Below are 13727 nucleotides of genomic sequence, written 5' to 3'. Positions count from 1 at the left end.
TTCGCAGGGGTGAGGAGACTCTTCAAATTTTCACCCGGGCAGACTCCTGGAACTAGGAGAATGCTGGTCAGGCGACTGAGAGTGGTTGTCACGCTGCCGTGCGTCGCCTGCTCAAGTTTTTCGGCGCTGCGGGGCGACACGCCAATAAGCACGTCTGGCGGTAGGCTAGGAGTGCGCGGCCAGCGCAGCCAGCGACGTCGGAGCGGGCGAGGAACTAAGCGATCGCTGCGTATGAATTGTCAGCCCCTCCAGTTGCTTCGTCGCGCCGGGGAGCAGCAAGCTAAAGAGATAACCAGCGCCGAAGCTGACGACGACCGCCAAGCAGCCGTACATCATGGCGTGAACATCTCCGTATTCAGACACCGCCCACATCGCCGCAATGCACGCCGCAACGCCGAGGAGTGCGCCCGTTCCGTGGGCGCGCTTCGTGAGGATGCCGAGTGAGAAGAGGCCGGCGAGGATGCCGGTGGTCAGGCCGAGCACGTTGAGGAACAATTCCCAGAGCGATTCGACCGGGAACTGCTCCATCGTCAGCGCAACCGCCATGCCGGCTAGCCCCGTGATGATCGTCGACGCGCGGCCGACGCGGACGCGGCTCTTCGGGCTCGCTTCGGGCCGCAAGCGCTGATAGAAGTCGGTGACCACCGCCGTCGCAACACTGTTGAGGCTACTCGTCGGTTGCGCTGCAGCAAAAATGCCGGCCACCACGAAACCCGCTAATCCGGGCGGAAGTTCGTGAACCATGAAGAATGGGTAGATCGCATCATTCCGCGCGAGTCCCGGATCGAGGCGTTCAGGAAACTGCTGATAAAAGAGATAGAGAGCCGTCCCTACGGCAAAGAACAGCATCCCCGAGGGGAGCGACAGCCAGGCATTCACCCAAATGGCGCGGGCGGCTTGCTTTTCATCGCTGGTGGTCATGAATCGCTGCACGACTTCTTGGTTCGACGTGTAGGAAATCAGCGTGGCGAAGAAGGTTCCCAGTACCAATACCCACACCGACTCGATGGCAAAATCTGGCGACACGGGAATCGCCGGAAAGAACTTGCCCTCGTTCGCCGCAGTGCGGAACAAATCGATCGTCGAGCCATCGAGTTGCCAGGCAATCACGGCCAGCGACAGCGCCGCTGCGGCCAGCAGGATGATCGACTGCGCGACGTCGGTCCAAATCACCGCTTCCATTCCCCCGAAGTAAGTGACGACGATGGTGAGCAGCGTCATTCCCGCGATGCAGGTGGTGGTGTCGATGCTGCTCACCGTCGAGAGGGCGAGCGCCGGCAGGTAGAGGACGATGCCGGTGCGAGCGATCTGGAATGCGATGAAGGAAGCGCTGCCAAACCAGCGGACCGCCAGGTTGAAGCGATGCTCCAAATACTCGTACGCGCTCGTGAGATTGAGCTGCCGAAAGAACGGCAAGTAGACGGCGATGATCACCGGCGCCAGAACGATGACTGATATCTGGCTGAAGATAAACCACCAATTGCTGAAGAAGGCCTTGGCCGGAATCGCCATGAACGTGATCGAACTGAGCATCGTCGCGTAGATGCTTAGTCCGGCGGCCCACCACGGGATTTGCTGCCCGCCGCGGAAGAACCCTTCGGCGTCTTTCGATCGTCGCGAACACCAGACGCCGATGCCGAGCATGATCAGCGGGTAGACGCCGAGCACCGAAAGATTGAGAAGTCCGAACTCCGCGCGCTGCGGGGTGAGCGTCCCCCGCCACACTTCATTGGTGCGTACGCCGGGACGAGTTTCGCCGCCCGGAATGATGACGCTCGCGCCATCGCGGATCGTCGGCGTGGTGGCGAGCGAGAAGGGAAGTTTGTCGGCCAGGATCCAGCGGTCGGTGACGGTGTGATAAGCCAAGCTCGCGCGAGAGAAACCAGGATGCGCGTCCTTAAGTTCCGCCACTCGCGCAGCATTCTCACCGTCATCGCCCCCAACAATCAAAAGGTGCGAAGTTCCCACCGCTGGCGCCGGAGTCGGCGCCGCGGCGACTGGTCGCGGCATGTCGGCGACCTGGCGCCACCCTTGCTGCGGCTGGTAACGGTAGCCGTCTTTCAAGTAGCGCCGCTGAATCGTGCCGGCCGCGTCGTCGGCGAGCTCAACGCCGCCGAAGAGGTAAAACGCTCCCTCCTGGACGCCGGCCGTCGCCAGCATTCGCGGCGCGCCGGGCCATGTATCGAGTTCGACCCACACACGCTTGTCGGCAGGTTGCGAGAGATCGATCGAGAGAAAGCACGACTCGACCTTGTTGGCATCCGCCGCTGACTGTCCGCCGGCTATATAGAGCGTCGCGCCGATCATTGCTCCCGCTGCGTTTACGAGCGGTAGCGGTAGCGGCGGCAACTGTTCGGTGGTTAAGCGATCGTCGTCGACTCGCAGCAAAAAGGCGTCGCGATAAACTCCGTCTGCGTGATTGCCGCCAACCACGGCGATGCCGTACGGCGTCGTCGCTGAAACTGCGTAACCCAGCGGCCGCGGTAGGCGGTCTGCGAGTTCTTCCCACTCCTTCGCGTTGGGACGAAGAACAAAAACGCGATCATGCCAAGTTTTCGTCGCTCCGTCCCAGGGGCGCCCTTGCGGGAAGTTCGCGCCGCCCGCCACCAGCAGCGTGCCGCGATCAAGCCCTGCGACGGAACCTGCGAATCCGACCGCGTCGGGCAGCGGAGCAAGTTGCTCCCAACGAACGGGCGCTTGCGTCAAGTTTGGCAACTCAGCTCCTGCGGCGGAGTGTGGGGATGCAAGGCAGACGATTGCCGCCCAGCACAGTGCGGCCGCACAATGACGCAGCCGCGCGACAGCAATGGTGACTAATGGGGCCATCGTGACACTGCCTGGAAGAGAAGAGCTAGAAGAGAGGTGCGGGCGCGACCAGCGGTGATCGCGCCCGCCCGAGTTCGACGCCTACTCGCGCGCCGCCACGCCGTTGGAGGCGGCGTGCTTCGATTTCGTGGCGGCAGCTTCGCCCGGCCGCAGCCATTCCCAGCAGCCCGATTCCTCTAGATCAATCGCCAACTGCGCCTTCTGGGCCTTGCTAAGCGAGGCCAGCGGTTCGCGGCATGGCCCCGCTTCGAGGCCGTACAGTTCGAGGACCACCTTCGTCGCAGCATGGAAGGGATACTTGTTGAGCAGCCGCACGAGCGCGACTGAACGCATTTGAAGTTCTTGCGCAGTTTCCATATCTTGGCGATCGTACGCGTCGATGATGCCGCGGTAGAGCGGCGCGGCAATGTTGTAGGTGCTACCGATCGCTCCGCGAGCGCCCACTCCCAGCCCGCTCAGCAGCATCTCGTCGGCGCCCCACACGACGTCGAAGCGGCCATTGTTCAGCTCACGGCACGCCTGGAATTCGAAAACTTTGTGGGCCGTGTATTTGAGACCGACAAGATTTGGAATCCGCAATCCCGCCGCGGACATGAAGTCGACCATGTCGACCGAAGTCCCGGTGAACGCCGGGATGTGGTAGTAGTAGAACGGCAGCTCCGGCGCGCCGGCAGCGATCTGCGCGGCGCAATCGACGAGCATCTGCATCGTCTCGATTTTGTAGTAGAAGGGCGGAATTGCCGAGAAGGCGTCGGCTCCACATCGTTGGGCGTGACTCGCCAGTTGCCGGGCCTCGGCAATCGAATTGTGCCCGACTTGCACGATCGTCCTCAAACGCCCTTTGGCCGCACTGATGTACGCCTCGGCGACGTCGCACCGCTCAACGCCGGTGAGCGAGACCCCTTCGCCCGTGCTGCCGCAAATGTAAATGCCGCGGACGCCGGAGCGCTCTAGGTAGTCGACCATCGCAGGGACGGCGTCGAGATTGAGCGAGCCATCCTCGTGCATGGGGGTGTAGGTAGCGGCGATTAATCCCGTGAGGGGTTGAGTCATGTCCGATCGAGCTCCGATGCAAAAACCACGGCCGGCTGCCGGGAAAACTCCCGAAATTGCCGTGGTGTGTTGGTTTCAAGGGTAGTTGAACTGGCCAGCGAAAACGCCTGAACTTTCGTGGCAGGCTCCTGCGGCGGGTATTTTTCACCGTCCAGTGCGAGTGGAAACCCGACGCTGCAGGCCCGTAAAGCCCCATTTTCCGGCCGAAATCTAACTTAAACTAAAAATTCCCAATAATCCAGTAATATTCCATCGACAATCATACTGAGCGCAAGTAAGCTTTCAAAAGTGGGGATTTAAAATGCCCCCGGTCCACTTTTGTTTCCGGTTCAGTCCCTCCAACGACGCCGCTCAAGATGGCTGAAGTCGCCACTACAACGCCGAAAATCGTCGACCTGGCGGACCAGTTGGTGGCCGATATCCACCAGCGGAAGCTCCAGCCTGGCGACCGTTATCTGACGACGGCCGACGCGTCGAAAATGCTCGGCGTCGGCAATGGCGTGGCGAATCGGGCTCTGCAGTTGCTGGAACGCCGCCAAGTGATCACGCGGCAGCAACGGCGCGGGGCTTTCGTGTCGGGTCCCGTTCAGCAGAGTTCCCCTGCCCCATTGCGGCGGGTTCACTTTCTCGTTCACCAGAACTACCTCACCTCCGAAGGCATCGGCAACGACTTGGTGCTCCTCGGGATTCAAGAAGAACTCCCCGGCGTCCATGTGCAGATCAGTTTTCTGCCGACAATGAACGCGAAGGAATTTGTTGCCGAGTTGATCGACGATTCGCTCACGGCGAAGACCCGTGACGGATTCATCTTGGTCCGCACGCCGCACGATGTGCAGCAACTGGTCTGCGATCGCGGCGTTCCGGGAGTCGTCTACGGCGCCCGCTACCCCGGCATCACGCGATTGACGCGGTTCGACCGCGATATGTCGGCGATCGGCGAATTGGCGGCGAACTATCTACTCGATCGCGGCCATCGCCAGATTGGTTACCTCTCACGCCAGCAAGTCTTGCCGGGCGATCATGACACCATGGACGCCTTTCGCCGCTGCGTCGGCGAGCGCGGTCTCCTGGCTCACCAACTTATCGAAAGGTTCCTCCCCTCGTCGACGGACGTCTGCGAAGCCGAGGTCCGCCAACTACTAGCACGCGCTGATCGGCCTACTGGATTTATCTGCCGCTCGCGGTTGATGGCCGACGCCGTCGCAAATGTCGTGGCGGAGCAGGGGTTGGAACTTTACCGCGACGTTGACGTCGTGGTCTGCGACTATTACCTGTTACCAAATCAACAGCCTGCCTACGTGTTTCCGCGTCCGATTTATTCGGCCGAGGAGCAAGGCAAGCGGATGGCCCGCTTGCTGGCGGCGCAGTCGCGCGGCGAGGCTGCCGGCGACCAGATTATTCCCGTTGAGCTCGATGCAATGGCAGCAGCGAGCGACGACAGCGCAGGATCGAACCGGTCGGTCTAGCACGAACTTTTCCCAACGGCCAAGCGGACCGTTGAAATGTCGGCATGGGGTCGACCCGGCTGGGCAGCAAGCGCCGAAGCGCTGCTTGCATGACGAAGGAACTGTTGAGCGTGGAACTACACGTCTGCAAAGTTGTCTGCCGAAAGCTAGCCGTCGCTGCGAGCGTGGTCGCTGCATGCTACGCGCCGGCTCCACAGGTCACCGCCGGCGTCTTCAAAGTTCCGGTCTACCAATCGGGAACCGAAGGCTACAACATCTACCGCATCCCCACGATGGTGAAAGCGGCCAACGGCGACCTCCTCGCCTTCGCCGAAGCTCGTGCTGGGGGTGACGCGAGCGAAATCGACATTGTCGTCAAACGCTCGACGAACGCCGGCAGAACGTGGAGCCCGCTTGAAGTCGTGCAAGACAACGCCGACTTCCGCCAATACTTCCCCGCCGGCCAAACACCGCCGATTACCGTCGGGAATCAATCGCCGGTGGTCGACATGCTCGATCCAGCCGACCCCGGCCGGATCTGGTTGCCGTTCACGCTGGAGAATGATCGCGTTTTCATCTCCTACAGCGACGATCACGGCGTCACTTGGTCGAACCATGTCGAAATCACCTCGGCTGCCAAGAATCCGACGTGGGACTGGTACGCGACGGGCCCAGTACAGGGAATTCAACTGACACGCGGCGATCACGCGGGCAGACTAATTATCCCCTCCGATCACGGTGCTCCGAACGCGGCTCAAGGCGCTCACGTTCTCTACAGCGACGATCACGGCCAAACGTGGCAGATTGGCGCCGTCGACACGAACGTCCGCAGCCAGTCCGATTCGTCGCCGAACGAAAACTTCGCCGTCGAGCTCGTCGATGGCCGCGTCTACTTCAACGCCCGCGACGGACATGCCGACAATCCTGGCAATCGCGTCTTCGCCTACAGCAGCGACGGTGGTCTAACGTACGATCAACCGCAGTTCGTCCACGACCCGCGGATCACGACGCCGGTCGTGCAAAACTCGGGCCTGCGGTTCCGCGCCGTCGACGAAGGCGATGCGGAGAACGTCATTCTCTACTCGGGCGCCGGAAATGCATCGGCTCGCCGCGATCTCACGATTCGCGTCAGCAACGACGAAACGGCATCGTGGGCCAAGTCGACCGTCATCCACCAAGGTCCCGCGGCCTACTCCGATCTGGTGAAGCTCAACGACGAGCGGTTCGGCGTCTTGTTCGAGGCGGGCGATTCGCTCTACGACGAAATTCTGTTTGCCTACATGGATTACGACGATCTCGATCCCGCGCCGTGGAACGGAGTTCACGGCGACGTCGATCAAGACGGCGTCTTCAATCAGCAAGACGTGTCGGCGTTCATCGCCGCCTGGACTCCGCTATCGGGCGAGTACTTTTTGGGCGGCGTCGACAGCTACGCGAATGGCGATCTTAATTTCGACGGCCGCCTGAGCTTGGCCGACGTGTTCGAACTTCGTCAGCAACTTATCGCGAGCGGGCTTTCAGCCAAGGGGCTGGCTCAACTCACGCAAGTCCCTGAAGCCAGTTCCCTGCAGTTGTTCGTGATCGGTCTGATCACCTGCGCCCTGCGCGGCACGCCTTGACCGGCTAGCAATCGGACGAGGCGGCGTCACGCAGCGCGGAAATACTTCGACAAGAAAAAGTGCGGCCTGTGCGGCGTGCGCTGACGGCAAGTCGGCGACCGCCCACTGCTTTTCGACTTATCAAGGATCCTTTCGATGACTCGCATACCAAGATTATCGTTCACGGCGGCGATTCTTAGTTCGATGGCGCTGTTCTGCGTTAGCAACGCGTCGGCTGAAGTCGTCTTTTCGTACGACTCCGCGCTCGGCACGCTGCCGACGGCTCAGGGGTGGGCGGCGTTCGAAGTTGACACGACCGGGCCGCTGACGGCCGCGAACGTTGCCGGCACGGCGGCGGCGAACGCCAATGCGGTGATCGAAACCGTCGGCGGCGTGCCGACGCTCCATATGCGCGATACGCTTAGCGACACCGGCTTCGACTTGCCGAGCTATCTCTACGCTTGGACGACGCAGCAGCAGGAGACGCTGCTGCAAAAAGGGGTGAAGTTCACCATGGTGTGGCAGGGCCTCACCGCAGGAGCGAGCAATGGCAACGTTCGCTTTGGTTTTAACAACACGCAGTTCGAAGCCCAAAACAGCAACATCCCGGCTGATCGTACGATCGAGGTAACCAACTTCAGCTCAACGCTCGCGCCGCTCGATGGCCAGTTCCACACGCTGACGATCTACGGGCGCAAAGTTGGCACGGAGTTCATCTTTAGCTCCAGCGTCGATGGCGCCGCAGAAGTTTCGCGCAGCATTATCGTCAACCCGGCGCCGACGCAACTCGAATCAGCCGTCTACTTTGGCGGCAACTCTAGCGCGAGCCTCGGCACCGACATTCTCGTCCGGACCGTTACGATGGAAACGCTGCCGCTGACGGCGACGATTGATCGCAACGCCGGCCCGCGCGGCACGCTGAAGATTATCAACAACTCGACGCCGCTGAACATCGTGGGTTACTCGATCGCTTCCGCAGGCGGCGGCCTCGATCCGACGGGTTGGACCTCGATCACCGACGCCTACGACGCCGGCGGCAATCAGTCAGTCGATCCCAACGATCAATGGGCCAAGCTGAGCGGCGCCTCGGTGCGTAACAACCTTGCCGAATTCGAGCCCGACGGCGACGGCGCGAACTTCGCCACCGGGCAAACCATCAACCTCGGGAATGTCTGGGTGCAGAGCCCGACGGAAGACCTAGCCGTCGAGTTGTTGCTCGCCGACGGATCGGTCGTCCCGGTCCACATCGGGTACTACGGCAACGGCAATCAACGCTTTAAGTTCGGTGATCTCGACTTCGACGGCGATTTCGACGTCGCCGATTTCCAAACAAAGTTCCGGCCTAGTTTCGGCACGAATACGCTCGCCAAATCGGAAGCCGAACGCTATCAGGCGGGCGATTTCAACTCCGATGGCACCGTCGACGAGTTCGACTTCCTACAGCTGAACAGCGCGTACCTAGCGGCCAATCCGGGGGCAGCGCCGCTATCGTTCGCAGTGCCTGAGCCTGCCAGCGCGGGTTTGCTGGCCTTGGGGGCGACGCTCCTCGCCTGCGGCCGTCGCGCACGGGGGCGTGCCCGGCGCGCCGGAGCGGCAACGATCGCGGCCGCAGTCGTCGTCAGCGGCAGCGCCGGTGCGGAGGCTGCGGATCTCATCGCACACTGGAAGTTCGACGAAGCGGCCGGCGCCACGACCGCGGTCGACGCGATCGGCGGCGTTCACAACGCCACGAAGGCGGGCAACGCCAACTCAGGTGCGGCAGGCATCATCGGCAACGCCTGGCAGTTCGGCGGAACCACGGCCGACCATCTGGCGGTCGCCACTTCTGCCAGCAACGACGCGTTGCTGACGCTCGGGGAGAACTTCTCCGTTTCCGGTTGGGTGAAGACCTCCGCGACCACGCTCGGCACGATGTTCAGCATCTCCGACAACAGCGTTGCGAACGAAGAGGTGATGTTCCGGGCCGTCAGCGATCAGGGCCCGCTCGGCATTGCGTCGGGGAGTGCCGACTTCTCGGGCCGGCCTACCGTCGGTACCGGCGAAGCAGTCACGGTTAGCAAGGTAAATAATGGCCAGTGGCGGTTTCTCACGTACGCTCAGAACACCACCGGCTGGGGTTTGTACGTCGACGGCGTTCTGGAGGATAGCGGCGTCGCTGCGGATGGCCTGGCCAGTCCCGCGGCGATCGGCGCCAACATCGTCACGATCGGCGCCCACAACCGGATGGGAACGACCACGCCGGGATACACCTGGGCGCTCAACGGCGCCATCGACGATCTCGCCGTATGGAATGGCCGCCTTACCGACGGCGAAGTGCAGAACCGCTACCTCGCCGGCCTCAATGGCGTCAACGCGGCGACTCCCTTCACGGCCAAGTTGGCGCTCAAGGTGAACGAGACGACGGGCGCTGTGTCGCTCGTGAATACGTCGGGCGCCGCGTTTGACATTGACTTGTATCGCATTCGCAGCGCCGGCAACTCGCTCGCTCCCGGACAGTGGCTCAGTCTCGACGATTCGAGCTTTGACTTCAACGTCTGGAGCGAACTCGCGGCGACGGCCGGCAAGGTGTCGGAAGGCGCCTTCGGCGAGTCGACGCTGCTGGCGACTGGCATATCCGACGTTAGCCTCGGCACGCTCTACAACAAGACGATCAATGCCAAGGATCTCGTTTTCGAGTACCACGTCGCTGGAACCCCTGACACCATCCTCTACGCCGGCGCCGTTTCGTACGTGACTGGCGGGGCGTCAGGGGCCGATTTCGACGCCAATGGCATCGTCGATGGTGCCGACTTCCTCCGTTGGCAGCGCAACTTCGGCATCAGCAACGGGTCGGCCACGAAGGCTCAAGGCGACGCGAACGGCGACGGCAATGTCAACGCCGCCGACCTCACGGTGTGGAAAACTCAGTTCGGCACGCCCGGCAGCGCCACGAGCGCCGTCGCCACGGTGCCTGAACCGACGACGTTCGCCCTCGCAGCATTGACGCTGGCGGCGATTCTAGTCGTGCACCACCGCCCCAAACGCTTGGCGGCGGTTCGCTCGGTCGCCTGCGGAACCGCAGTGTTCTTTGCCCTGTCGGCAACGACGGCCACGGCGGCTGTCACCGTCGACCGCAACTATCGCCTCGGCGACGACGGAGCCGAAGGCGCCTCGATTGGCGCGGTGCTCGGTTCGGGGAATGCGTTTAGTTCAACCTTCGACAGCGCGGGCACGAGCGGCGCCGGCGATCTCCAGGATCTCAATATCGCGGGCGGGCCGACTTACATCAGCGTCAGCGATCGCCCCGGCGCCGGCAGCACCCGCGGTGCGTCGTTCGACGGCGTCGACGACTACCTGTGGACGCCGATCCATCTTGCTGTCCCGAGCGACGTCTGGGACAGCACAACGCTCTTCCCCTCAACGCCTTTCCCTCACAACTACGAGGGAATTCGCGGCCAGATGATGCAGCTGTGGGTGAAGCCGAACAGCGCCCAGCAAAATGTTCGCCAGGAACTTATCAACAACACCGGCGAGCATGGCGTCGTCATTACTGAAGACAACAAGTGGGGGCTCCTGTCCGACGCCGAGCCGGTGATTAACTCCGGCGTCGCCGTCGGTTTCAACCAGTGGTCCCACGTGCAAATGATCAGCGGGTTCAGCGACCGCGTGAACGGCCGGTCCAACGTCGGCGGCGCCCTGCTAATTAACGGCGTCGCTGTGGCCGCAAGAAATGACGCGGTCGAGTTCAACGTCAACCAACTTCTCACGGTCGGCGGCTCGCGCGTAACGCAGGACCTATCGGTGACCAATCCGTTCCGCGGCGTCATCGACGACGTGAAGATCTCGGTCTGGGGAACGAGCTCAGCCAATGCCACGAACTACGGCACGCTGAACCTCGCCACCGACAACGAGTGGATCGCGACGCAACTGGCCGGCAAGCCGCTCGCCGACGTTAATCTTGACGGCGTCGTTTCCGGAACCGGGACGGGGCCCGCCGCGACCGACGACGTCACGAAGATGCTCCAAGGCTGGGGGACGACGAAGCTAGTCAACGGCGTCCAGTTCGGCGACTGGACCACGCGGCAGCAAGGCGATCTCAACTTCGACGGCGAAGTCGATCTCTATGATGCCTTCATGTTGCGACAGGCGTTTAAGGGGCTTGGGCTTCAACTCAACATGGAAGTGTTCGCCGTCGGCGTTCCCGAGCCAACGTCGCTAGGACTGGCAGCTATGGGAATGTTCGCCGTCGCTTACGCACGCCGTCGCAAAGAAACTTCCAACCAGTAACTCTTACTCCCAATTCGATCTCGCGTCGCACGGACGCCTTGTTTCGACATGAAGAGGTCTTAAATGCAGTCGCAATCACTCGGCCGCAAACGCTTCGTTTGTCCAGCCGCCGGCTTCACGCTGGTGGAGTTATTGGTCGTCATCGCGATCATCGGCGTGCTGGTCGCGCTCCTCCTCCCAGCGGTGCAGGCTGCCCGCGAAGCGGCGCGTCGCTCCACCTGTCAAAGCAACTTCAAGCAAGTCGGCGTCGCGCTGCAAAACTACCACAGCGCTAACGGCGCGTTCCCGGACGGCACGCGTTATACGACGGCCGACACGGCGGGCGTGTACAACTTTACGCCGACAAAAGACATTCCGGCCGGCGCCAACGCGAACAGTTATCCCGGCATGGGTTGGGGAGCGTACGTCCTCCCCTACATGGAACAGCAGCAAGTCTTCAGCATGATTGACTTCAAAAATGCTCAAGGAAACTTTGCACCGCGATCGTGGGAGGCGGCGGCGGTGCTCATCCCCAGCTTCATCTGCCCGAGCGAGCGGAATCAGGAGGCGTGGATCGACTGCTGCACCGACAAAGACCACTCGGGCGTCGCCGCCTGGGACTGGCGGATGACGAACATGGCCGGCGTCGCCGACAGTCGGAAGGCGTTTAGTCGCAAGCCGGCCGGTCGCGACGACGACGTCAATCACCCCTTCGTGCCGACGCCGTACGGCAAAGGCATTCTCTACAACTTTAGCGCCGTCGAAGCTCGCCACGTGACGGATGGCTTGAGCAATACGTTTATCATTGGTGAAATGGTATCTGCCGCGGGAATCGACGCCGCTGGGCAGAAAGTCTGGGTGGCTCACGGCTGGATCACGCGGAACGTCTCCGACCTCAGCCAGGGCGTGAACGGCCCGCAGTCGGTGCCGGGCGGTCGCGACGACACGATCGATCCGTTCGATGGCGACGGCGGCAACCGCCACGACGAATTCCACCGCGAGCATGGCTTCGCGAGTTGGCATCCGGGGGGAGCGCATTTCGCGTTCGCCGACGGCAGCGTTCAGTTCTTCGGCGAAAACACCGACGCACTCGTTCTCTGGGCTCACGCCACGAAGTCGGACGACGACATTGTCAGCGGCGGGTCGGCGAGCGGCGTCGTCACCGGCAGCGACGGCGTCGGCGGCGGTACCCCCCCGCCGCGTTAAGCCTGCGTTCCTGAATCTGCACTAACTTATTTCGCCACGCCTCCCAATCGCCATGAAGTCATCAGTTCTAGAAATCCGTGCGACAGCGGCGTCGCTGAGCGTCGCCGCATCGTTGTCTATTTTCGCACTCGGATGCGGAAACTCTTCCGACATGGACAAGGTCGTCGTCAGTGGCGTCGTCACGCTGGATGGTCAGCCAATCTCCAATGGCGAGATCCGCTTCATCCCAACTTCGGGGACGATCGGCCCAGTTTCAGGCGGGGCGATCAAGGATGGAGCTTACACCGCTCAGGCCAAAGGAGGCGTCCCTATCGGCACTCACCAGGTCGAGATCAAGGCCTACCGCGCCAATCCGAAGAGCAAAGCGGCGGCTGGCGCCGAAGGTGGAGCCGCCGAGCAATACCTCGATGCCCGCTACAACTCGCAAACGACGCTGACGGCCACGATCGAGCCTGACACTGAAACGAAAGACTTCGCACTCACCAGCAAGTAACGAACCGCGATTCACCCCTTCTGCTCTGCAGCACTGAGAACTACCGCGAGGGACTAATGATGACCACCCGTGTCACGCTTCTCCACAGCACGCTGTGCGCGCTGTTCTTGGGAGCGTTCGTCGCTCCGCCGGCATCTGCCGCGGTTCTTTTTTCCTACGATGCCTCGACCGGCCAACTCCCGACTGAACAAGGCTGGCTCGCCTACGAAGTCGACGTCGATGGGCCGCTCACCGCTGCGAACGGTAGCGGCACGACCGCGAACAATGCAAACGTGGCGATGGAGACGCTCACCGGCGGCCCGGCGCTTCATCTTCGCGACACGCTCACCGACGCGGCGGTCGATCTTCCCAACTACTACTACGCCTGGACGCCCGCCCAACAGCAAACGCTGCTGACGCAAGGCCTGAAGTTCACGATGGTCTGGCAAGGCCTGGCGACGACAAGCTCCGGCAAAGGTAACTTGCGGTTCGGCTTCAACGGCACCGAGTTCGAAACGCAAGCCGCCAACATTGGCGCCGATCAGACGGTTGAAGTCCTCGGCTTCAGTTCCACGCTCGCCCCCATTGACGGCGCCTTCCACACGCTGGTAGTCACCGGGCAAATGAACGCCGGCAGTTTCGAATTCTCGTATACTGTCGACGGCGGTGCGAGCGTTCCCCTGGCGATCATCGCCAACCCGTCGCCGACGCAGATTGAATCCGCCCTCTATTTCGGAGCCCAATCGGGAGCTAACCGCGGCGCCGATTTCTATGTGCGGTCGGTAGTCGTGGAAACCCTCAACGTTCCGGAGCCAGCGACCGCGTCGTTGTGCGTTATCGGTTTGCTGACGTTTGCCTTGTATCGGAAGAACGGTTAGCTCG

8 protein-coding genes are annotated in these 13727 nt (G+C 62.0%); 6 read left to right on the top strand and 2 right to left on the bottom strand.

Annotated elements, in window-relative coordinates; all coding sequences use genetic code 11:
* Positions 1-165: 165 nt before the first annotated feature.
* Both ACQY7R_RS11350 and ACQY7R_RS11345 read right to left on the bottom strand, forming a co-directional pair.
* Positions 166-2715, bottom strand: a complete 2550-nt coding sequence (locus ACQY7R_RS11350; RefSeq protein WP_428305714.1) for a sodium:solute symporter family transporter — start codon at positions 2713-2715, stop codon at positions 166-168.
* 192 nt (positions 2716-2907) lie between these two features.
* On the bottom strand, positions 2908-3879 hold the full coding sequence (locus ACQY7R_RS11345; RefSeq protein WP_428305713.1) for a dihydrodipicolinate synthase family protein: 972 nt from the start codon (positions 3877-3879) through the stop codon (positions 2908-2910).
* A 356-nt stretch (positions 3880-4235) separates the two neighbouring features.
* Here ACQY7R_RS11345 and ACQY7R_RS11340 point away from each other — a divergent pair, with 356 nt between their 5' ends.
* The 6 genes from ACQY7R_RS11340 to ACQY7R_RS11315 all read left to right on the top strand — a co-directional run bounded on the left by ACQY7R_RS11340 (position 4236) and on the right by ACQY7R_RS11315 (position 13723).
* Positions 4236-5345, top strand: coding sequence for a substrate-binding domain-containing protein (locus ACQY7R_RS11340; RefSeq protein ID WP_428305712.1), 1110 nt, complete (start codon positions 4236-4238; stop codon positions 5343-5345).
* A gap of 89 nt (positions 5346-5434) precedes the next feature.
* On the top strand, positions 5435-6943 hold the full coding sequence (locus tag ACQY7R_RS11335; RefSeq protein ID WP_428305711.1) for an exo-alpha-sialidase: 1509 nt from the start codon (positions 5435-5437) through the stop codon (positions 6941-6943).
* Between the two features lie 135 nt (positions 6944-7078).
* Positions 7079-11188: a LamG-like jellyroll fold domain-containing protein gene (locus tag ACQY7R_RS11330; RefSeq protein ID WP_428305710.1), complete on the top strand. Its 4110-nt coding sequence runs from the start codon at positions 7079-7081 to the stop codon at positions 11186-11188.
* A 63-nt stretch (positions 11189-11251) separates the two neighbouring features.
* Positions 11252-12373, top strand: coding sequence for a DUF1559 domain-containing protein (locus tag ACQY7R_RS11325; RefSeq protein WP_428305709.1), 1122 nt, complete (start codon positions 11252-11254; stop codon positions 12371-12373).
* A gap of 52 nt (positions 12374-12425) precedes the next feature.
* Positions 12426-12866: a hypothetical protein gene (locus ACQY7R_RS11320; protein WP_428305708.1), complete on the top strand. Its 441-nt coding sequence runs from the start codon at positions 12426-12428 to the stop codon at positions 12864-12866.
* A 56-nt stretch (positions 12867-12922) separates the two neighbouring features.
* Positions 12923-13723: a hypothetical protein gene (locus ACQY7R_RS11315; RefSeq protein WP_428305707.1), complete on the top strand. Its 801-nt coding sequence runs from the start codon at positions 12923-12925 to the stop codon at positions 13721-13723.
* Positions 13724-13727: the final 4 nt, after the last annotated feature.

This window comes from Lacipirellula sp., from assembly GCF_965279485.1.
In the GTDB taxonomy this organism is placed as follows: Bacteria; Planctomycetota; Planctomycetia; order Pirellulales; family Lacipirellulaceae; genus Lacipirellula.
Note: the sequence above shows the minus strand (reverse complement) of the source record. Positions and strands in the feature narration are given on the sequence as shown.

Bases quoted from the DNA above. Each gene is read 5' to 3' on its own strand.
- ACQY7R_RS11345 (WP_428305713.1), bottom strand. From the start codon at position 3,879: ATGACTCAACCCCTCACGGGATTAATCGCCGCTACCTACACCCCCATG.
- ACQY7R_RS11340 (WP_428305712.1), top strand. From the start codon at position 4,236: ATGGCTGAAGTCGCCACTACAACGCCGAAAATCGTCGACCTGGCGGAC.
- ACQY7R_RS11335 (WP_428305711.1), top strand. From the start codon at position 5,435: ATGACGAAGGAACTGTTGAGCGTGGAACTACACGTCTGCAAAGTTGTC.
- ACQY7R_RS11330 (WP_428305710.1), top strand. From the start codon at position 7,079: ATGACTCGCATACCAAGATTATCGTTCACGGCGGCGATTCTTAGTTCG.
- ACQY7R_RS11325 (WP_428305709.1), top strand. From the start codon at position 11,252: ATGCAGTCGCAATCACTCGGCCGCAAACGCTTCGTTTGTCCAGCCGCC.
- ACQY7R_RS11320 (WP_428305708.1), top strand. From the start codon at position 12,426: ATGAAGTCATCAGTTCTAGAAATCCGTGCGACAGCGGCGTCGCTGAGC.
- ACQY7R_RS11315 (WP_428305707.1), top strand. From the start codon at position 12,923: ATGATGACCACCCGTGTCACGCTTCTCCACAGCACGCTGTGCGCGCTG.